This is a genomic window from Bordetella ansorpii (assembly GCF_900078705.1).
GTDB lineage: Bacteria > Pseudomonadota > Gammaproteobacteria > Burkholderiales > Burkholderiaceae_B > Bordetella > Bordetella ansorpii_A.
Genome location: NZ_FKIF01000007.1, coordinates 1049100 through 1068524, shown reverse-complemented (window position 1 = coordinate 1068524; position 19425 = coordinate 1049100). Strand labels below are relative to the sequence as shown.

At 67.7% G+C, this 19425-nt stretch carries 18 protein-coding genes; 15 read left to right on the top strand and 3 right to left on the bottom strand.

All coding sequences use genetic code 11. The features are described from left to right. The 10 genes from A6745_RS20485 to A6745_RS20440 all read left to right on the top strand — a co-directional run bounded on the left by A6745_RS20485 (window position 1) and on the right by A6745_RS20440 (window position 11435). Entirely contained in the window at window positions 1-1452 is a 1452-nt protein-coding gene (locus A6745_RS20485; RefSeq protein ID WP_066131216.1) for an ABC transporter permease, read from the top strand. Beyond that, the gene (locus tag A6745_RS20480) at window positions 1449-3161 is read left to right on the top strand and encodes an ABC transporter ATP-binding protein (protein ID WP_066131212.1); all 1713 of its coding nucleotides are present in this window, start codon (window positions 1449-1451) and stop codon (window positions 3159-3161) included. The genes A6745_RS20485 and A6745_RS20480 overlap by 4 nt, the downstream gene beginning before the upstream one ends. Before the next feature lie 203 nt (window positions 3162-3364). After that, window positions 3365-4327, top strand: a complete 963-nt coding sequence (locus A6745_RS20475) for an NAD(P)H-dependent flavin oxidoreductase (RefSeq protein WP_066131208.1) — start codon at window positions 3365-3367, stop codon at window positions 4325-4327. Between the two features lie 50 nt (window positions 4328-4377). Further along, complete coding sequence (locus tag A6745_RS20470) at window positions 4378-5136, top strand: enoyl-CoA hydratase/isomerase family protein (protein ID WP_066131205.1); 759 nt, start codon at window positions 4378-4380, stop codon at window positions 5134-5136. Window positions 5137-5140: 4 nt separating this feature from the next. Further along, window positions 5141-6337 carry a CaiB/BaiF CoA transferase family protein gene (locus A6745_RS20465; RefSeq protein ID WP_066131202.1) on the top strand — a complete coding sequence of 399 codons (1197 nt, stop codon included), beginning with the start codon at window positions 5141-5143 and terminating at the stop codon, window positions 6335-6337. Between the two features lie 92 nt (window positions 6338-6429). After that, a complete protein-coding gene (locus A6745_RS20460) occupies window positions 6430-7413 on the top strand; it encodes a Bug family tripartite tricarboxylate transporter substrate binding protein (protein WP_066131201.1) in 984 nt (327 codons plus the stop codon). A gap of 17 nt (window positions 7414-7430) precedes the next feature. Then, a complete protein-coding gene (locus A6745_RS20455; RefSeq protein WP_066131198.1) occupies window positions 7431-8210 on the top strand; it encodes an enoyl-CoA hydratase/isomerase family protein in 780 nt (259 codons plus the stop codon). Continuing rightward, window positions 8197-9858, top strand: a complete 1662-nt coding sequence (locus A6745_RS20450; protein WP_066131195.1) for an AMP-binding protein — start codon at window positions 8197-8199, stop codon at window positions 9856-9858. The genes A6745_RS20455 and A6745_RS20450 overlap by 14 nt, the downstream gene beginning before the upstream one ends. After that, window positions 9855-10814 carry a hydroxymethylglutaryl-CoA lyase gene (locus A6745_RS20445; protein WP_066131192.1) on the top strand — a complete coding sequence of 320 codons (960 nt, stop codon included), beginning with the start codon at window positions 9855-9857 and terminating at the stop codon, window positions 10812-10814. The genes A6745_RS20450 and A6745_RS20445 overlap by 4 nt, the downstream gene beginning before the upstream one ends. 84 nt (window positions 10815-10898) lie before the next feature. Next, window positions 10899-11435 carry a MarR family winged helix-turn-helix transcriptional regulator gene (locus A6745_RS20440; protein WP_066131186.1) on the top strand — a complete coding sequence of 179 codons (537 nt, stop codon included), beginning with the start codon at window positions 10899-10901 and terminating at the stop codon, window positions 11433-11435. 136 nt (window positions 11436-11571) lie between these two features. Here the strand turns inward: A6745_RS20440 and A6745_RS20435 are convergent, their stop codons facing one another. The 3 genes from A6745_RS20435 to A6745_RS20425 form a co-directional block, all read right to left on the bottom strand. Then, window positions 11572-12123 carry a MarR family winged helix-turn-helix transcriptional regulator gene (locus tag A6745_RS20435; protein WP_066131183.1) on the bottom strand — a complete coding sequence of 184 codons (552 nt, stop codon included), beginning with the start codon at window positions 12121-12123 and terminating at the stop codon, window positions 11572-11574. A gap of 39 nt (window positions 12124-12162) precedes the next feature. Then, on the bottom strand, window positions 12163-13908 hold the full coding sequence (locus A6745_RS20430) for a collagen-like triple helix repeat-containing protein (RefSeq protein ID WP_066131182.1): 1746 nt from the start codon (window positions 13906-13908) through the stop codon (window positions 12163-12165). A 299-nt stretch (window positions 13909-14207) separates the two neighbouring features. Beyond that, window positions 14208-15800 (bottom strand): ShlB/FhaC/HecB family hemolysin secretion/activation protein, encoded by a 1593-nt coding sequence (locus A6745_RS20425; RefSeq protein WP_231886049.1) that lies wholly within the window; start codon window positions 15798-15800, stop codon window positions 14208-14210. A gap of 805 nt (window positions 15801-16605) precedes the next feature. Here A6745_RS20425 and A6745_RS20420 point away from each other — a divergent pair. The 5 genes from A6745_RS20420 (at window position 16606) to cpaB (ending at window position 19343) form a co-directional block, all read left to right on the top strand. Continuing rightward, the gene (locus A6745_RS20420; RefSeq protein WP_066131176.1) at window positions 16606-16821 is read left to right on the top strand and encodes a Flp family type IVb pilin; all 216 of its coding nucleotides are present in this window, start codon (window positions 16606-16608) and stop codon (window positions 16819-16821) included. A gap of 135 nt (window positions 16822-16956) precedes the next feature. Further along, window positions 16957-17469, top strand: coding sequence for an A24 family peptidase (locus tag A6745_RS29095; RefSeq protein ID WP_231886048.1), 513 nt, complete (start codon window positions 16957-16959; stop codon window positions 17467-17469). After that, entirely contained in the window at window positions 17430-17864 is a 435-nt protein-coding gene (locus tag A6745_RS29090; protein ID WP_197488205.1) for a TadE family protein, read from the top strand. The genes A6745_RS29095 and A6745_RS29090 overlap by 40 nt, the downstream gene beginning before the upstream one ends. A gap of 1 nt (window position 17865) precedes the next feature. Next, the gene (locus A6745_RS20405) at window positions 17866-18393 is read left to right on the top strand and encodes a TadE/TadG family type IV pilus assembly protein (RefSeq protein WP_066131174.1); all 528 of its coding nucleotides are present in this window, start codon (window positions 17866-17868) and stop codon (window positions 18391-18393) included. Further along, window positions 18390-19343 (top strand): Flp pilus assembly protein CpaB, encoded by a 954-nt coding sequence (gene cpaB, locus A6745_RS20400; RefSeq protein ID WP_066131173.1) that lies wholly within the window; start codon window positions 18390-18392, stop codon window positions 19341-19343. The genes A6745_RS20405 and cpaB overlap by 4 nt, the downstream gene beginning before the upstream one ends. Window positions 19344-19425: the final 82 nt, after the last annotated feature.

Below are 19425 nucleotides of genomic sequence, written 5' to 3'. Positions count from 1 at the left end.
ATGCCGATGATCGTATTCCTGTGGACCGATGTCGCTCTCTACCTGCTGCTGGTGGGCGTGCTGCTGTACGTCTGGCGCGTGCGGCGCAGTCCCACGCTGCGCGCCACGTGGGGCAGGGTGGCGCGCGACACGCCGGCCATGTGCTCGGCCGTGGTGCTGCTGGCCTTCGTGCTGGTGGGCCTGCTGGATTCGCTGCACTACCGGCCCCGCCTGCCCGCCGCGCCCGATGCGCCGGCCGGCGCCGCCGTGGCCTATGCCCCCGCCGTGAAATCGGTGCTGGACGGCCTGCTGGACGGCACGGTGCTCAGCCGCCCCGAGAAAACCTATTCCTCGCCGCTGGCCTCGCATCAGTTCACCAAGGAAACCATGCTGATCGACGGCAAGCCGGTGCGCGACTTCCCGCGCCTGCGCAGCGGCGGCGCGCACCTGACCGACCCGCCGTCGCAGACCGGGCCGGACATCCTGCGCCGGCTCGGCGCGGGGCTGGCCGGCGGCATCGCCGTGGCCTTGCTCGGCGGCGCCTTGCTGTCGGCCGCGCTGGCGCGCAGGCAGGGCGGCTTTCGCCACGCCGCGCGCCATATCGCGCGCGGCCGCACCGAGCTGCCCTGGCGTCCCATGATGATCACCTTCGGGCTGCTGTGCCTGGTGGTGGGCGCCGTGGCGGGCCTGTCCAGCGGCTATCACGTGCTGGGCACCGACCGCACCGGCAACGACGTGCTGTGGCAGTCCCTGAAAAGCATCCGCACGGCCCTGGTCATCGGCAGCCTGACCACCATCGCCATGCTGCCGCCCGCCATCGCCTTCGGCATCGCCTCGGGCTATTTCAAGGGCTGGGTGGACGACGTCATCCAGTACCTCTACACGACGCTCACGTCCATTCCCGGCGTGCTGCTGGTGGCGGCCTGCGCGCTGATGATGCAGGTCTACATCGACGCCAATCCCGACCTGTTCACCACGTCGGCGGCGCGCGCCGACCTGCGCCTGTTCCTGCTGTGCATGATCCTGGGCCTGACCGGCTGGGCCGGCCTGTGCCGCCTGCTGCGCGCCGAGACGCTGAAGCTGCGCGAACTGGAGTACGTGCAGGCCGCGCGCGCCTTCGGCGTGTCGCACTGGCGCATCATGCGCCGCCACCTGCTGCCCAACGTCATGCACATCGTGCTGATCACCGTGGTGCTCGAATTCTCGGGTCTGGTGCTGTATGAAGCCGTGTTGTCGTACCTGGGCATCGGCGTGGACCCCAGCATGAATTCGTTCGGATCGATGATCGATCGCGCCCGGTTGGAGATGTCGCGCGATCCCATGATCTGGTGGAACCTGCTGGCCGCCTTCACCTTCATGCTGGCGCTGGTGCTGGCCGCCAACCTGTTCGCCGACGCGGTGCGCGATGCGTTCGATCCGCGTGCGCGGCGTTTCAAGCCTGCCTCCGCGCCGGCTGCCGGAGGCGCCGCATGAGCCAGATCCAGGCATCCCGTTCCGGCGGCCCCTTGCTGGCCGTCGAAGGCCTGAGCGTGGACGTGGCCGGCGAATCCAGCCTGACCCACGCCGTCAAGCGGCTGCGGTTCGCCATCTCGCAGGGCGAGACCTTCGCGCTGGTGGGAGAGTCGGGCAGCGGCAAGAGCATGACCGCGCTGGCGCTGTTGCGGCTGTTGCCCGATGCCGGCCGCATCGTCGGCGGCCAGGTGCGCCTGCACGACGAGGATCTGAACCAATTGCCCGAAAGCGCCATGCGGCGCGTGCGGGGCGGGCGCATCGGCATCATCTTCCAGGAACCCTCCACCAGCCTGAACCCCGTGATGCGGGTCGGCGACCAGATCATCGAGACCCTGGTGCAGCACACGGCGCTGCGCGGCGCGGCGGCGCGCGAGCGTGCCATCCACTGGCTGCAGCGCGTCGGCATCCCCGATCCGCAGCGCCGCATCGACGACTATCCGTTCCAGTTCTCGGGGGGCCAGAAGCAGCGCGTGATGATCGCCATCGCGCTGGCGGCCGAACCCCGCCTGCTGATCGCCGACGAGCCCACCACCGCGCTGGACGTCACGGTGCAGGCGCAGGTGCTGGACCTGCTGGCCGACATCCAGCGCGAGCTGGGCATGGCCATCCTGCTGATCACCCACGACCTGGCGGTGGTGAGCAAGGTGGCGCACCACGTGGCCCTGATGCGTTTCGGAGAGATCGTGGAAAGCGCGGCGTCGGCCGATTTCTTTGCGACCCCGCGCCATGCCTATGCGCGAGAATTGTTCAACGCCATTCCCACCTACGCCAAGCGGGGCCGGCCGCTGTCGGCGGCGGGGCAGGCAGCGGCGGATGCCCAGGCGGACAAGCATCCCCACCCGCCCGCGGGCGAGGTGGTGCTGGACGTGCGGGACCTGCGCGTGCACTACCCCGTGCGCAAGGGCGCGCTGCGCCGCACGGTGGGCTGGGTGAAGGCCGTGGATGGCGTCACCTTCACGCTGCGCGCGGGCGAGACGCTGGCGTTGCTGGGCGAATCCGGTTGCGGCAAGACCACCACGGGCAAGGCGTTGCTGCGCCTGGCCGAAGGCGCCAAGGTGTCGGGCCGCGCCGAGCTGGAGGGCGCCGACCTGTTGACGGCATCCCGTTCGGAGATGAAGCGCCTGCGGCGCGACATCCAGATCGTGTTCCAGGATCCGTTCGCCTCGCTGGACCCGCGCATGCGCGTGGGCGACATCCTGGACGAGGGCATCGCGGCATTGCGTCCCGATATGTCCGAGGCGCAACGCCGCAAGCGCGTGGAAGGCCTGCTGGACAGGGTGGGGCTGCCCGCCAATACCGCCACGCGCTATCCGCACGAGTTTTCAGGTGGCCAGCGGCAACGTATCGCCATCGCGCGCGCGCTGGCGGTCGAGCCGCGCGTGCTGATCTGCGACGAGCCCACGTCCGCATTGGACGTGTCGGTGCAGGCGCAGATTCTGGACCTGCTGCGGGAATTGCAGGCCGAACTGGGCATTGCGTATCTGTTCATCACGCACAACTTCAGCGTGGTGGAGTATCTGGCGGACCGGATCGCCGTCATGGCGGGCGGGCGGATCGTCGAATGCGCCGGCGCGGATGCGGTGCTGCATGCGCCGGAGCATGAGATGACGCGGCGGCTGCTGGAGGCCGTGCCTCGGTTGACGTTCGGGGAGGGCGCGTTGCGGGGTTGAACGCGCCAGGCTCGATCCGCATCCGTCCTGGACGGGTGCCGCCACAGAAAAGGCCGACGGCGAGGACGTTGGCCTTTTTTGTTTCCGCGGGCTACGCGGCGCGCCGGGCGGCTAGCCAGCGAGGCCGGCCTGTCCGGAATATAGTTGATAAAATCCACTATGTAGTTTACGATTTCAACTAATTTCCGGCGAACACCGATTCCATGCAGACCTCGATCACCCGCATGCTCGGCATCGAGCACCCCATCATCCAGGCCGGTATGAGCTGGGCGTCGTCCAGCGCGGCCTTGCCCGCGGCGGTTTCCAATGCCGGGGCCCTGGGCGTGCTGGCGGCCGGTCCGCTGCGCATGGCGGATTTCAAGCAGTCGCTGGATGAGCTCGCCGCCGCCACCCCCCATCCCTATGCGGTCAACATCCCGCTATACCGCCAGGGCGCCGCCGAGATCCTGGACATGATGCACCGCCAGCGCGTGCCGGTCGTGATCGCGTCGCAAGGCGGACCCAAGGCGCATCTGCCGCGCTTCCGGGAATACGGCGCCATCTGGATTCAGGTCGTCTCCACCCTGGAACACGCAAAGAAAGCGGCCGACGCCGGCGTGGATGCCCTGATCGTCGTGGGCGGCGAGGCCGGCGGCCATCCGCCCGCCAACGAGGTCAGCACGCTGGTCTCGGTGCGGCGCGTGCTGCAGGACGTATCCATCCCCGTGATCGCAGGCGGCGGCGTGGCGGACGGCTGGGGCATCGCGGCCTTGCTGGCGCTGGGCGCGGATGCCGTGCAACTGGGCACGCGTTTCCTGCTGACGCACGAGGCCGCCGTGCACGAGAACTACAAGCAGGCCGTGCTGGCCGCCGACGTGCACGACACCGCGCTGATCGGTCGCCGCGGGCTGCCGGTGCGCGGGCTGCGCAACGCCTTCGCCCAGGCCATTTTCGACGCCGAGCGCGACCAGATGGCCCAGGACGAATACGAATCGCTGTTCAAGCAGAGCACGCTGAAGCAGGCGGCGCTGGATGGCGACGTGCAGTGGGGCAAGGTCGAGCTTGGCCAGTCGGCGGGCCTGATCTCGCGCATCCAACCCGCCGCCGAGGTGGTGGCGCAACTGGTGCGCGAGCTGGATGAGGCGCGCGCGCGATTGGGCGCGATGGCCGACGGCGCAGCCAGGTAGACCCGTCGGGCTCGTCCCAGACATGAACAATGACGGAGAGAGACAAACCCATGCCTGACCTGAAACACCTGCTGATCGAAGACCGCGGCGCGGTGCGCATCCTGACGCTGAACCGCCCCGACAAGCACAATGCGCTGAACACCCAACTGACGCGGGAATTGCTGGACAGCCTGCGCGCCGCCGACCGCGACCCGGCCATCCACGCCGTGGTGCTGACCGGCGCGGGCAAGTCCTTCTGCGCCGGTGCGGACACCAAGGAGTTCTCGGCCCTGACCCCGGAAGACCCGCACGCCGTATCGTCGCGCGCGGACTTGACCACCGCCCTGCACCTGGTCTTCTCGCAGATGAACAAGCCGGTGATCTCCGCAGTGCGCGGCAATGCCCTGGGCGGAGGCGCGGGGCTGGCCATTGCCTGCGACCTGTGCGTGATGTCCGAGACCGTGCGCTTCGGCTATCCGGAACTGAAGCACGGCATCGTCGCGGCCGTGGTCATGGCCAACCTGGTGCGCCAGGTGGGCCGCAAGCAGGCTTTCGAACTGGTCGCGTTGGGCGAGCCGCTGGACGGCGCGGGTGCGCAGGCAGCCGGCCTGTGCAACCGCGTGGCGCCCGACGACATAGTGCTGGACACCGCGCTGGAACTGGCGCACAGGATCGCCGCCTGGAGCCCCATCGCCATGGCCACCACCAAGCGCAGCTTCCATCGCGCAGCCGATCTGGGCCTGGCGCAGGCATTGGAGGTGGGCCGCGACGCCAACGTGATGATGCGCGGTTTCCGCAAGGCGGCGGACCACGCCGGCAAGGAGCAATAGCATCATGCGGCCGCTGGAAGGCATCACCATCCTCGACCTGTCGCGCGTGCTGGCATGCCCCTTCGCGTCGATGATCCTGGCCGAGCTGGGCGCTGAAGTCATCAAGGTCGAGCAGCCCGGCTCGGGCGACGAGACGCGCGGCTTCGAGCCCATGGCGCGGGGCGAGGCGGGCGAGGTCTCGGCCTATTACATGGCCTTCAACCGCAGCAAGCGCTCGATCACGGTCAACCTGCGTTCGCCGCAAGGGCAGGAACTGGTGCGCAAACTGGCGGCGGGCGCCGACGTGCTGCTGGAGAACTTCCCGGTGGGCACATTGGCGAAGTACGGGCTGGACTACGCCGCGCTGGCGCCGTTGAACGAACGGCTGGTGCACGTCAGCTGCACCGGCTTCGGCCAGACCGGCCCATACCGCAAGCGCAAGGGCTACGACACGGTGTTCCAGGCCATGGCCGGCATCATGAGCCTGACGGGCGAGCGCGGCGGCGGGCCGGTCAAGCCGGGCCTGCCCATTGCCGACCTGAGTTCTGGCCTGTGGGTGGCCATCGCCATCCTGTCGGCGCTTGCCGGGCGCGAGAAAACAGGCAAGGGCAGCCACGTCGATTTCTCGATGTTCGACGGGCAGGTGGGCCTGCTGTCGTTGGCCGCCGCGCGCTGGTTCGCGCTGGGCGAGGTGCCGGCCCGGCTGGGTACGGAACATCCCGGCCGCATTCCCTCGGCCGCGTTCGTCTGCGCGGACGGCAGGTGGGTGCAGATCACCGGCAGCGACCAGCATTGGGCGCCGCTGTGCAATCTGCTGGGCCTGGAGGCCTGGGCCGAAGATGCCCGGCTGGCGCGCAATGCCGAGCGCCTGGCACGCCGCGAGGAAGTCATGGCCGGCCTGCAGGCCGCCATCGGCAAGCTGGACCGCGACGAGCTGTGCCGTCGCTGCGACCTGGCGGGCGTGCCCGCCGGACCGATCCTGCAGGTGGATGAAGTGATGGCGAATGAACACGTCGCGGCGCGCGGCATGGTGGTCGATTTCGCGCATCCGACGATAGGCGCTTTCAAGGGCATGCGCGTGCCCCTGCGCTTCCAGGGGCTGGACGATCCCGAAGTGGGACCGCCTCCGCTGCTGGGAGAGCACACCGGGCAAGTGCTGCGCGAAAAACTGGGTATCGATGAGCAGGCATTGAAAGACCTGCGCGGGGCAGGCGCCATTTAGGGTTGACAGGCCCCAGGGCGTTCTTGCAGGGGTGACGCCGGCGCAAGACCGGCGCAGCCGAGTCCGATTCATACAACTAGGAGACATGCTTCATGAAGACCTTACGCCGCATCATGGCCGGCGCAGCGGCGCTCGCCTCGACCCTGGGCCTGGCCACGGGCGTCCATGCCCAGAACGACTATCCCTCGCGTCCCATCACACTGGTCAATCCGTATGCCGTGGGCGGCCCGGCCGACCTGCTGGGCCGCGCCCTGGCCAAGGGCCTGGGCGATGCCCTGGGCCAGCCGGTCATCGTCGAGAACAAGGCGGGCGGCGGGGCGTCCATCGGCACGGGCTACGTGGCCAAGGCCGCGCCCGACGGCTACACGCTGCTGATCGGCACCGCCGCCGCCCACACCGTCACGCCGGCCGCCACCAAGGTGCCGTATGACGGCATCGCCGATTTCGAGTTCGTCGGCATGGTGGCCAATGTGCCCAACGTGCTGACGGTGCATCCCTCCGTGCCGGCGCACAATCTGAAGGAATTCATCGCGCTGGCCAAGTCGCAGCCCGGCAAGCTGAACTACGTGTCGGCCGGCCTGGGCAGCTCGCCCCACATCGGCGGCGAGATGTTCAAGCATGCCGCCGGGGTGGACCTGGTGCACGTGCCGTACAAGGGCGCGGCGCCGGCGGTCAACGACATGGTGGCGGGCACGGTGCCCATCGGTTTCCTGAACATTTCGGCCAGCCTGCCGTTCATCAAGTCAGGCCGCCTGGTCGCGCTGGCCTACGGCGGCGCGAAGCGTTCGCCGGACCTGCCCGACGTGCCGACGTTCGCCGAAGCCGGCCTGAAAGGCCTGGAAATGGGCAGTTGGTACAGCCTGGCGGTGCCGGCGAAGACACCGCAGCCCATCGTCGATAAATTGGCGCAGGCCTTGCGGAAGGTGCAGGCCGACCCCGAGTTCAAGAAGCTGCTGGCCAGCCAGAACGCCGAGGTGATGCCGCAGATGAAGACGCAGGCCACGGAATACATCCGTGAAGACGGCAAGCGCCTGGCCGAGCTGGTGCGCGCCACGGGCATGAAGCTGAAGGACTGAGCAGGAGGACGACGAGCATGCAGACATATCCCGAATTCACCACGCTGAGGCTGGCGCGGCAGGAACCGGTCGCCACGCTGTGGCTGGCCCGGCCCGAGAGCCGCAATGCGCTGAACCTGGCCATGTGCCGCGAACTCACCGCCGCCTGCGAGGCGCTGGATGCCGACGGCGGCGTGCGCGTGATCGTCGTGCGCGGTGAGGGCGTGGCCTTCTGCGCGGGCGCCGACCTGAAAGAGCGCCAGGGCATGAGCCCCGCCGAAATGGTGGCGCGCCGCGTCGAGGGGTTCACGGCCTATGCCGCGCTGGAGGCGCTGACCAAGCCCGTCATCGCGGCGGTGCATGGCCCGGCCTTCGGCTCGGGGTGCGAGATCGCCGCGGCCTGCGACTTCGTGCTGGCCACCACGGGCGCCGCCTTCAAGTATCCGGAGGTCGGCTGGGGCACGGTGGGCGCCACCCAGCGGTTGCCGCGCATCGTGGGCCGGCGCATGGCCAAGGAACTGCTGTACACCGGCCGCGTGGTCGATGCCCCGGAAGCCCTGCGGCTGGGCCTGGTCAATCATGTTTACGAACCCGGCGAGTTCGATGCGCGCATCGCCGAGATGGCCGACCGCATCGCCGCGGCCAATCCGGTGACGGTCAGCCTGACCAAGCGCAGCATCGACGGCGGGCTGGACACCACGCGCGAGGGGGCGATGGCCGTGGAACTGCTGGCCATCCAGGAGAACCTGCGGCACAGCGACTGGCAGAAGGCCATCGCGGGCTTCGGCAAGAAGGGGCAGGGCGATGCGGCTGCTTGACGAGGCGTTCGTTCCGGCGCCGATGACGCTGCCCCAGGTGCTGGAGGCAACGGTCCAGGCGCGGGGCCGGCAGGAGGCCTACGTCGGCCCCGATCAACGATACACCTGGGCGCAGATCCAGGCGCAGAGCCGCCGCATTGCGGCTGCGCTGCATGCGGCGGGCATTGCAAGAGGCGACCACGTCGGCCTGATGCTGGGCAATTCCGGCCTGTGGATCGCCGCCTTCTACGCCTGCGCATCCATCGGCGCGGTGACGGTCCCGGTCAATACGCGCTTCAAGGCCGACGAGCTGCTGTTCTGCCTGAAGCAATCCGACGTGCGGCTGCTGATCCATGCCGACCAGTTCCTGGGCATAGCCTTCACCGACCTGCTGCGGCAGGTCGAGCCGGCCATCGATGGCACGTTGCCGGGTGCGGCCTTGCCCGAGCTGCGCACGGTCGTGACCGTGCAAGCGCAGGCCGTTCCAGCAGGCACCGTGGAGTTCGAGGCTTTTCTCGAGCAGGGCAGCGGAGTGTCCGCGCAGACGCTGGATGCGCTGGCCGCGCGGGTCGAACCGCAGGACGTGCTGCTGATCCAGTACACCTCCGGCACCACGTCCTTTCCCAAGGGCGTGATGCTGAGCCACGCCAACATGCTGGGTGACGCGGCCTCGGTCGCGCGCCGCATGGGTGTGACGCCCGAGGACCGCTATTTCAGCATCCGTCCGTTCTTCCATGTGGCGGGCAGCACGCTGTCGGTGCTGGTGGCGCTGGCATCGGGGTGCTGCCTGCTGAGCATGCCCCGCTTCGACGTCGCGCTGGCGTTGAAGATGCTGGAAGACGAGCGCTGCACGCTGACCTCGGGCAACGACACCATCTTCCTGATGCTGATGGGCCATCCCGATTTCGACGCGGCGCGGCTGCATCTGCGCGGCGGCTGGGCGGCGGCGGGCCCCGAGGTGATGCAGAAGATCCGCGACGTGATGAACGTGCCGCACATGTGCAATGCCTATGGCCAGTCCGAGGCGTCGCCCAACGTGCTGTTGAGCGACATCGGCGATGACTTCGCCCTGCGCCGCGACGGCTACATGCTGCCGCATCCGGGCGTCGACGTGCGGATCGCCGACAGCGGCAGCGGCGCCGTGGTGGCGCCAGGCGCGGGCCAGGGCGAGATCCAGGTGCGCGGCTGGAACGTGATGCGCGGGTATTACCGCATGCCCGAGCAGACGGCGAAGGCCTTCACCGCCGACGGCTGGCTGCGTACCGGTGACATGGGCGAGCAGCGCGCCGACGGCCGCGTGCGCATGGTGGGCCGCCTGAAGGACATGTACCGGGTGGGCGGCGAGAACGTGGCGCCCGCCGAGGTGGAGGAAGTGCTGCATGCGCATCCTGCCGTGCAACAGGCGCAGGTGATCGGCGTGCCGGACGCGCGCCTGGGCGAGGTCACGGGCGCCTTCGTGCTGCTCAAGGCAGGCCAGCAGGCCACGGATCAGGAACTGGTGGCGTGGTGCAAGGCGCGTTGCGCGAACTTCAAGGTGCCGCGCTACCTCAGCCTGGTCGATACCTTCGAGCACATCGGCATGACCGGCAGCAGCAAGGTGCAGAAGAACAAGCTGCGCGAGCATGCGGTGAAACTGTGGAACATCCGTTCGGATACGGTGGCGCCATGACGCGACACGATGAGGTTTCCCTGGAAGATGATGGCCGTGACGCCGTGCTGTGCGAATGCTTCGCCCGCGACGGGCTGCAGCATGAGCCCCTGATGCTGCCGACCGGGGCCAAGGCCGATCTGATCCGGCGTTTCGCAGACCTGGGGTTTGCCCGCGTCGAAGCGACGTCGTATTCCAATCCCAAGGTCGTGCCGCAGTTCGGCGATGCCAGCGAGCTGCTGCGCGCGCTGCCACGCCGGCCGGGCGTGTTCTACAAGGCGACGTGCGCGAACCTGCGCGCGGTGCAGCGTGCCCTGGACGATGCCGACGCGGGCATCGGCGCCAACGAGATCAGCCTGCTGGTGTCGGCCACCGATACCCATTCGATGAAGAACCTGGCGCGCAGCCGCGCGGACCAATGGCTGAACATCGCCGGAATGGCCGCCGCCGCCCAGGGACGTTTCCGGCTGATCGGCACGATCTCGATGGCGTTCGGCTGTCCCTTCGAGGGCCATGTGGATCCCGAGAGCGTGCTGGCCGACGTGGGCCGGCTGCGCGATGCGGGCGTGCGGCACATCACGCTGGGCGACACCATCGGCACGGCCACGCCGCGCACCACCCGGGACCTGTTCCGCCAGATGCGGGCCGCCTATCCGGACGTGGTGCCCATCGCGCATTTCCACGACACGCGCGGCACGGGGCTGGTCAACTACGTCGCGGCGCTCGAGGCCGGCGTGCGCCACTTCGACTGCGCCCTGGGCGGCGTGGGCGGCCATCCCACCAAGGTGAAGTACGGCGGCGGGCACACCGGCAACGTCAGCAGCGAGGACCTGATCGACCTGTTCGAGAACATGGGCGTGGACACCGGCATCGACATGGACGGCCTGCTGGATGCCGTCCGGGCCTGCGAGCAGGCGTTGGGACGCGAGCTGCAGGGCCGCGTGGCGCGCAGCGGGCTCAATCCCCTGCGCGCTTGAGCGGCTCGCGGCGCGCAGCCCCACGCTTGTAGGGGCATGCGATCCTGAGGGAAACTATGGACCTGTTTTTGCACTGCACCTCTTATGCCGCCTTCCGCCACTCCCGAGACCGACGACACCGCGCCAGGCAAGCCCGCCGCGCGCCACTTCAAGGAACTCGTATCGTTCCGCATGAACATGCTGGCCAGCACCTGGACCCGGCTGGCGGCGGAGTCCAACGAACGCGATTTCCAGCTGGACGCGCGCGAGTGGCGCATTATCGGCATGCTGGGCACCCAGGCGCCGATGTCGCTGCAGGGCCTGGCCAAGGAGGTCAACGTCGACAAGAGCCAGGCGAGCCGTTCGGTTTCGGCGCTGATCGAGCGCGGACTGCTGCAGCGCGATTCCGACGCCAGTGATGGCCGCGGCGTGCAACTGAGCCTGACCCGCCAGGGCCTGCAGCTCTACCGCAAGGTGTTCCCCAAGGCCGTGAAACGCAACGAGGAACTGCTGTCGGTGCTCAGCCCGGATGAGCGTGCCGTCTTCGACCGCGCGCTGGACCTGCTGACCGAGCATGCCCAGGCGACGCTGTCCCGGTCCCGCGAGGCCGGCAAGCGCGTCGCGCGCAAGAACACGGCGTAGCGGTGGGCGGCGCGGTCCGCCACGTTTGCGCGCCGTGTGATGCGTGGCGGCGCGCCGGATATCCGATCCCCAAATAAAAGAAGGCCGGCGTCTTTGCAGCGCCGGCCTTGCTGTCAGGGCTGTTACCGAAGAACGATCAATCGTTCAGGCCCAGCCCGTGCCTGGCATGCAGCCAGGCCATCGTGTCGTGCCGCATTGCCCGGATGTACTGCTTCAGGAATGCCTGCACCGCCTGCAACTGCTCCGGGTCGAACTGGCGGCCGATGAAGGCCACTTCGTCCGCCTGGGCCTGGCGCTCGCGCTCCAGATCGCGGCAGCGTTCGGCCACCGGCCGGATCACGATGACGCGCCGATCCAGGGGGTGGCGGCCGCGCTCCACATAACCGGCGGCTTCCAGCCGGTTGATCAGGGCGGTGGTGCCGCCCCAACTGATGCCCATCAACTGGCCCAGTTGGCCGGTGGGCAGGGCTTCGAACTCCTGCACCAGTTCCAGCGCCTTCAGTTCCGTCAGCGACAGTCCCAGCCTTTCGGCGATGGCGGCCTGAGTGGCCGAGATGTACACCCCCAACTGCCGGCTCATGACCATGGCGATGTCGTCGATCGGGCCCGTGCGGTGCATGGGGTCGTAGTCTTCGTTCCCGTCCGGCCTGCGGTCTTGCTGCATGTAGATTCGGTCCGTTTCCAGCATGGCGTCGCTCCGTCTTGTTCTGGATGAGGGGATCATGGATTACTTCAGGCTGGCCGTGACGCCGCCGAGCACGCCGCCGAGCAGGCCGCCGTTCTGGCCCCCACCCAGCAGGCCGCCAAGCAGGCCGCCATTGTTGGCCGGCGTGGCCGTGGCCGTGCCGGTGGTGGCGGCACCGCCGCCAGCCGCGGCCGTGCCGCCGGTCGAGACGGTCGTGCCGCCCGTGGACACCGTGGTCGTGCCGCCCACCGCGACGACACCGCCCAGCAGGCCGCCCAGCAGGCCACCGCTGGCGCCGTTCTGGCCACCGCCGAGCACGCCGCCGAGCAGGCCGCCGTTGGCGGTACCCGAACCCGTGCCGCCGGTGCCGCCGCCCGTCACGCCGCCCAACAGGCCGGTGATCGGTGCCAGCAGGCCGCCGTTGGCGCCGCCGGCCGTACCGCCGGTCACGCCACCCAGCAGGCCCGTCACGGGGGCCAGCAGGCCGCCGGTGCCGCCCGCCGTGCCGCCGGTCACACCGCTCAGCAGACCCGTCACCGGAGCCAGCAGGCCGCCGGTGCCGCCGCCAGCCGCGCCGCCCGTCAGGCCGCCCAGCAGGCCGCCCGTCACCGGGGTGAGCAGGCCGTTGTCACCGGTCATGCCCAGGCTGCCGGTCAGCGACGAAACCGCGCCGGTCACGCTGGACAGCGTGTTGCCCAGCGGGTTGGGGTTGGCCGCGTCCGCGTTCAGCAGACCGCCCGCGCTGGTCACGGCATTGCCGACGTTGGTCAACACGCCATTCAAGCCCAGGGCGCCGCCAGGCACGCTGCCGCCGGCATTGGCGACGGTGCCGCCGACGCTGGCCAACAGGCCGGCGACGGGTTGGCCCAGGCCGGTCGTCGCGCCGACTTGCTGCGTCAGGTTGGTGACGGTGCCCGCGACCGGCGAGACCACGGGATCCAGCGCGGCGCCGACGCCGCCCAGCGCGCCTTCCAGGCCAGCCGGAATCACGTTGTCCACGGCCGAGCCGGTGTTGGCCAGCGTCGGTTCCAGGATCGGGGTGGCGGGGCCGCTCAACAGGCCGCCGGCCACGCCGCCGACCAGTTGATTCACCGGCTGCAGCAGACCGCCTTCACCACCCAGGGCCCCGGTCAGCGCGCCGACGGCGTTGGTGGCGTTGCCCACGACGGTGGTCAGGGGCTGGGGATTGTCGGGGTTGGCGTTCAGCAGGCCGCCGACGCTGCCCACGGTGTCGCCCAGGCCGCTGACCAGGCCCCCCAGGCCGGTGCTCAGGTTGCCCGGCAGGCCGGTGCCGGCAACCGTGTCGCCCAGGTTGCTGACGGTGCCGCCCACTTGCTGCAGCACGCCGTCCACGGGGGCGCCCAGGCCAGTCGTGGCGCCGACTTGTTGCGTCAGACCGGTGACCGTGTCGACCACGGGGGCCACGGTCGGATCCAGCGCGGCGCCGATGCCGCCCAGCGAGCCGGACGAGCCGACGGGCAGCAGGCCGTCCACGGCCGAACCGGTATTGCCCAGCGCGGTTTCCAGCAGGCCCGCCTGGGCGGTCGGATCAGTGGGGTTCGTGGGATTCGTGGGGTTGGTCGGATCGGTGGGATTCGTCGGATTGGTCGGATCGGTGGGATTCGTCGGATTGGTCGGATTCGTGGGCACTTCGCCGCCGCCGGCGACGCTGCTGCTGTTCCGATGGCCTCCGCCTCCGCAACCCACCAGCGCGACAGCCAGCATGGCGGAAAGGAGAGGGGCGATCATACGGCTACGCTTGGCTTGGTTTTCTTGCTTGGCAGACATGGTGAGCTCCTGCTCGTGGAGGTTGGGGATTCAGGCCACTTTTTTCGGCCCGATACCCTACCTATGCATAATCCATGCCAGCTTTTCCAGAACCGCCGAAAACGCCTTCTAAGGTTTACCCGGGGCGGAATAAATGCCCTTGATAATCATGGTGTTGTCGCGGAAAGCTCAGAAACGACAGGTGAATTGAAACCAGCGCATTCCGATTTTCCGGGCGTTGGGAATGTTGTTTTTCTGCGAATATCCGGGGGACGTTACGGGGGGCGTTACGGGGGCGTTACGTAACGGAAACCCCGCAACTACAGAGCATCGTAGAACAGCGAGTAGTTCGCGTTGAAGCGCACGCCGTGGTCGTCGTTGATGGGGCGAGCGCCCATCGGCTTGGCCACGTTGACGTCGAAAAGATAAAACTTGTCGTCCGTCACGCGCAGCCCCAGGGCGGCCGACGACAGGTGCCGGTTGTTCAGGTCCTGCAGGGCGCGGTTGTTGTACCAGGTGCGCGCATAATCGACCATCACATAGGGCTGCAACGCCGCCAGATACTGCCAGCCCGTGTTGAATCGCCTGTTCAGCTCCGCGGAAAGGCCGATCCCCTTGTCGCCGCTCTGTTCGCCCTGGGGATATCCCATGGCGTAGCGCCAACTGCCGAAAGACACCTGTTCCGAGGTGGGCATCCGGTCGGAGGTATATTGGCCCGCGCCCGCGAACACCAGGCCGAACTGCGCGGGCAGGGCAAAGGTCTGGCGTGCCGAGAGATTGAAGCGCGTGAAATCCAGGTCGACGTCCGGTTCGGCCGAATACCCGTAATTGGTGACGATGCTCTTGTCGGCCCCCAGGCCGTCGAAACCGTGCGACACGCTGGCGGTGATGTCGGTGCTGCGGTTCTGGTCTATCTGTATGTAGCGCAACTCGGCGGTGGCGGCGCGCACGCGGGTATTCTGCTGCAGCCAACGATCGTTGCTGCGCACGTCGTAGCGATCCTTGGCATTGACCGCATACATACCCACCGTGCCCGTCAGCGACCGCTGATTGTTCAGAAGCAGCGGATAGCTGACGCCCACCCCGATGCGGTCGGTGGTGACTTTGCGCTGGAATCCCAGAAACTCCAGGCTGTCGTCTTCCGGGCGAGCCTGGTAATGATAGCCGTCGATCTTCAGGGCCAGCCCGTCCCGGCCGATCGGAATGCGGGCTTCGCCCGAATAGTATTTGACGTCGTCGGTATTGAATGGGACGGCGGCCGTCAGCTTCAGCTGTTCCCCCAACGGCGTCAGGCTGTTCGTGCCCAGGTTGACCAGAGGCTGCATGCCGGTGCCCAGGTCCGCCACGCCGCCATTGGCCGTGAAGCGCGTGCGCCTGGCATCGACGCGCAATTCCGTCGCGCCATCGGCCCTGCGCGGCAAGTCCAGCGCGGGCGTGATGGCCACGCCCGGCACGATGCGCATCAGGTTCAATACCCGCTCCAGCGTGGGCTGGGTCAGCGGTTTCTCTTCCAGCAGGGGACCGGCCAGGGTTTCCAGGCGGTCTTTCGCGCCGCCCAATCCGTCCCCGGCGATCTGCACGCTGCCGATATGGCCCTCGACCACCGTCACCACCACCAGGCCATTGGCGAAGCTCTGGTTCTGCAGCAGCGCGAACGACAGCGGATAACCGCGAGAGCGGTACAGCTCGGTGATCTTGTCTACCTCTTTCACCAGATCGCCCACCGAGGTTTCCTTGCCCGACAGGGGCGCCAGGATGGCGGACACCTCGTCGAACGGGATGGTGCGCACCCCCGAAACGTCGAAATTCCGTGGCACGATCCGTTGCGCCAACCTTGCCTGGATCGCCAATTGTTCCGGTGTGGGCGCCTGCACCTCGGGGGCGCGTTCAGGCGTCCGCTGGCGAGGATCCATCTGCGGCAGAGAGTCGACGGGATTGCCACGCAATGGCCCCGCGGCCTGGACGGATGTGCATCCCAATAACAGGACGCAGAGCGAGGAAAGACGCAACACAGTAGCAGCGCAGACTATGTTCATGGCGGATTCGGTTGCGGCGCTCGCACGCCGGGCACAGGCCAGGACGCACCGCTGCGGCATGCGCGGGATTCGGGGACTGATTTGCGCCGCAGTTGCGGAATATTGCCAGCATTGCCGGATAACGACAATTTTCGCGTTAATGCGATTAATTGGATTTTGCTTATGAAGGGTTGCGCCGCTGGTGCAAGAATTCGAATGACTCTGACGAGTATGGAAGAAAACCATACTGTCGCGAGTATCTGTTGCAGAAAATAATGTCCTAAACTTGCGAATGTGCGGGAAAACCCTGATGTCATTGTCCTGTAAATAGATAAGACTGAGTAAACATTTCAAAACAAGACCGTGCTTTTTTAGTGATTCTTCTCCCGACTATTGTGATTTCCGGAGGATATGCACTATGAATTTCAATGGGGCAGCGGCCTGAGGGCCGCGCCAGAAAAATAATACGACTACAGCAATTCCGTCGCCTTCGCGCATTATGCGTGGCGGCGGTGCTTGATCGTGGTCGGAAACCGTTCTGCCTTGGTCTGCCTGTCTCGGCGCATGCCGGACGGATTTATGCGTGACTCCCAACCAGGTGGCTGGCCGCCAATCGGAATGGGGCCGAAACCGCAGCGCCGCGAGCCGGTGTTCCAGGACCTGTACCTGCGGGTCGTTTCCGTGTCTCTTGGAGGTATTACGTATGTATGCTCAATTGAAAGCTTTCTGGCAAGACGAGGAGGGCGCCACCGCCATCGAGTATGGCCTCATTGCGGGCCTGATCGCTGTGGTCATCGTCGTCGCCGTGACCAATTTGGGCGGCACGCTCAACGGCATCTTCACAACCATCAATGAAAAACTTTCGCCGGCATCGGAAGGTGGCGGCGGTGACGGCGGCGGTGGCGGTGGCACCAGTTGATCGCAACCACCTGACTGCCGTTGACCTGGCTTTTTCATTCACGGCATGGTTGTGTTGAGCATCTCGCATTGTGGAGTTCGGCGTGCCTGTCCGCATGCGCGCGGGCTCCGCAAGCGATAGAAGGTGGAGCACCTCTTGTTGAGGGAGATCGTATGGTGGGCAGTCTTTCTCGCCTTCAACGTGGCAGTGATCTGGTGCGACCTGCGTTGGCGCCGGGTGCCGAACGCACTCGTGCTCTGTGGCCTGTTCGCGCAACTGCTCTGGCTGACCGCGCACGCCGTATCGGACGCGCCGCCTGGCGTCGGTGCGCAGGGCTTTTCCGATGCGCTGACCGCTTTCGCGCTCGGCCTTCTGTTCGTCGTCTTCTGGAAACTGCGCCTGATGGGGGCCGGGGACGTCAAATATCTGGCCGTGCTCGGCCTCGTGCTGGGGATCTGGCCCTGGCTGATGGTGCTGGTGTTCAGCGCCATACCCTGCGGGCTGCATGCCCTGGCGCAGGGGTTCCAGGTCGCTCGCAATCCTCGCCGATCGCGGCGTGGCGTTCCCTACGCCGCCTATCTGGCGTTGGTCGCCGCCAGTCTGGCGCTTATGCCGTCGAGTTCGCCATGGTGTTCATGGTGTTCTTCCTGGTTGTCTACGGTCTTCTGACCTACGGCTTCGTCTTCGCCGCTCAACAGCAGTTGAACTACGCCGCCGAAGAAGGCGCGCGTAGCGCGTTGTACTGGCAGGGCGGGCGGCAATTGCCGCTGCGTGCCAGCCTGGCCGCGTCCAATGCCGGCCTGCAGGCGGATTGGGTCGGCCGGATGGGTGGCAGCCCGGCAGTGGTCACGGTGTGCGGCCCGGCCGGTCTGCTCAGCGGCAGCGGCGCGTGCAGCGGGGTGCCGCTGGAGGCCGATCAGATCGAGGTCATGGTCAGCTACGCCTATGGCTCGTTCCCCCTGGTGCCTTTGCTGCCCGGCATGGGCGTCCTGGTTCCCGATCGCCTGTCTTCCCGCGCCTCGGTGCGCATCGGAGGACAGGCTGACCAACCCGCGGCGAGCTGACATGCGCCCGCGCGGATGTCCGGTTTCCCCTTCCTTGCGCCGCCAGCGTGGCGCGGCCGCCATCGAATTCGCGCTGACGATCACGGTGCTGCTGATGCTGATGGTTGGACTGATCGGCTATGGCGTCGTGTTCTGGATGCAGCAGAAGCTGACCAAGGCGGCGGGAGAGGGCGCGCACGCGGTGCTGCTGGCCGCTCAGCAAGGCGAGCTGCGCCGTACGGCGCTCGAGTCGCTGGCGTGCCTGAGCGTGCGTCGCGAAGCGTTGCGATTCTCGGATACCGATGCCGACGGCGCGCAGCGCATCGGCTGCACCCCCACCTTCGGGCCGTGCACGTGGACCATGGCGGCCGCGGTGGCGGCGCCTTGCGTACGTGTCCAGGTGGCGTATGACCCCGCGGGCTGGCCGTTGATGGCGACCATGCGCAATCTGTCGCAGGCGCTGTCCGGCAGTTCCACCTGGTTTCCGTCTTCGCTCACGGCCAATGCCGTCGTCCAGATTCCACAGGTCCCGCAGGAGCCCGCAACATGAGTACCGTCACCAAGATCGCCGCTGCCCTGCTGGTCATCCTGGCGGTGGCTCTGGGGTTCCTGGCCTATCGCCTGGCCACGCAGTCCCCGCCCGCGCCGCCGCCCGTGGCGCAGCCCGCCGCCGCCCCCGCGCGCGCCACCTTTCCGGTGGTGGTGGCAGCCCGGGCGATTCCCGCTGGCCAGCGTATCGCCGCCGACGCCCTGAAGATCGAGCAATGGCAGACGCAGCCTACCCAGGCCTACGCCACCACCGACAAGCTGGTCGGGGAATACGCGCGGCTGGACATTGCCGCGGGGCAGCCGCTGGGCGATGCCCTGCTGTCCAAGGGATTGGCACGCTACCTGCAGCCCGGCGAGCGCGCCGTGACGATCCCGGTCGATGAGACCAGCGGCGTGCAGAACCGGGTGCTGCCCGGTGACGTGGTCGATCTTTTCTTTGTCCTGGATCGCGGGGCCGAGGTCCCCGGAACGCAGACCCGCCTGCTGCAGTCTCGCGTGAGGGTGCTGGCCTATGGGCTGAAGTCGGTGGATGGCCCGCCCGCCGGCGAAGAGCAGGCCAGTGCGGCCGGCCAGTCGCGCTCGCCTCCGCCCGCGCCACGCAACGCGGTGCTGGCCGTGCCGGTGGACAAGGTCAATGAATTGCTGCTGGCGGCCAAGTCCGGCCGCCTGCAGATGGCGTTGCGCGCGCCGCAGGACGAGGCGATGCCCGATCCGGACCTGTTCCCGGCGCGCATGCCGGTGCTGGCCGCCAGGCCGGGCCTGACCGCCGAGCAGCAGGCGCAGGCGAAGGATCCGGTCAATGCCGCCTATGCGGGCGAAGTGCTGCCGCAACTGGCCGGTCCGCCGCCCGCTCCCGAATCCAGGCCGCGCCCGCGTCCCGCCGCTGCCTCGGGGGGCGGCCGCAGTATCGAGGTGGTTCGCGGTACCGATGTGCAGTCCGTGCGCTACTGATCGGCATCTTCCCCATGGACTTTCTCAATTCGAACGAGCAGAGCCGCATGAAAACAGTACAGATCGTCGGGCGTGGATTCCT

What these genes read in the sequence shown, in the direction of transcription:
- A6745_RS20430 (WP_066131182.1), bottom strand. Translation starts at nt 13,908, where the DNA reads ATGTCTGCCAAGCAAGAAAACCAAGCCAAGCGTAGCCGTATGATCGCC.
- A6745_RS20460 (WP_066131201.1), top strand. Translation starts at nt 6,430, where the DNA reads ATGAAGACCTTACGCCGCATCATGGCCGGCGCAGCGGCGCTCGCCTCG.
- A6745_RS20470 (WP_066131205.1), top strand. Translation starts at nt 4,378, where the DNA reads ATGCCTGACCTGAAACACCTGCTGATCGAAGACCGCGGCGCGGTGCGC.
- A6745_RS20425 (WP_231886049.1), bottom strand. Translation starts at nt 15,800, where the DNA reads ATGGATCCTCGCCAGCGGACGCCTGAACGCGCCCCCGAGGTGCAGGCG.
- A6745_RS20455 (WP_066131198.1), top strand. Translation starts at nt 7,431, where the DNA reads ATGCAGACATATCCCGAATTCACCACGCTGAGGCTGGCGCGGCAGGAA.
- A6745_RS20445 (WP_066131192.1), top strand. Translation starts at nt 9,855, where the DNA reads ATGACGCGACACGATGAGGTTTCCCTGGAAGATGATGGCCGTGACGCC.
- A6745_RS20435 (WP_066131183.1), bottom strand. Translation starts at nt 12,123, where the DNA reads ATGCTGGAAACGGACCGAATCTACATGCAGCAAGACCGCAGGCCGGAC.
- cpaB (WP_066131173.1), top strand. Translation starts at nt 18,390, where the DNA reads ATGAGTACCGTCACCAAGATCGCCGCTGCCCTGCTGGTCATCCTGGCG.
- A6745_RS20480 (WP_066131212.1), top strand. Translation starts at nt 1,449, where the DNA reads ATGAGCCAGATCCAGGCATCCCGTTCCGGCGGCCCCTTGCTGGCCGTC.
- A6745_RS20405 (WP_066131174.1), top strand. Translation starts at nt 17,866, where the DNA reads ATGCGCCCGCGCGGATGTCCGGTTTCCCCTTCCTTGCGCCGCCAGCGT.
- A6745_RS20440 (WP_066131186.1), top strand. Translation starts at nt 10,899, where the DNA reads ATGCCGCCTTCCGCCACTCCCGAGACCGACGACACCGCGCCAGGCAAG.
- A6745_RS20420 (WP_066131176.1), top strand. Translation starts at nt 16,606, where the DNA reads ATGTATGCTCAATTGAAAGCTTTCTGGCAAGACGAGGAGGGCGCCACC.
- A6745_RS20485 (WP_066131216.1), top strand. Translation starts at nt 1, where the DNA reads ATGCCGATGATCGTATTCCTGTGGACCGATGTCGCTCTCTACCTGCTG.
- A6745_RS20465 (WP_066131202.1), top strand. Translation starts at nt 5,141, where the DNA reads ATGCGGCCGCTGGAAGGCATCACCATCCTCGACCTGTCGCGCGTGCTG.
- A6745_RS20450 (WP_066131195.1), top strand. Translation starts at nt 8,197, where the DNA reads ATGCGGCTGCTTGACGAGGCGTTCGTTCCGGCGCCGATGACGCTGCCC.
- A6745_RS20475 (WP_066131208.1), top strand. Translation starts at nt 3,365, where the DNA reads ATGCAGACCTCGATCACCCGCATGCTCGGCATCGAGCACCCCATCATC.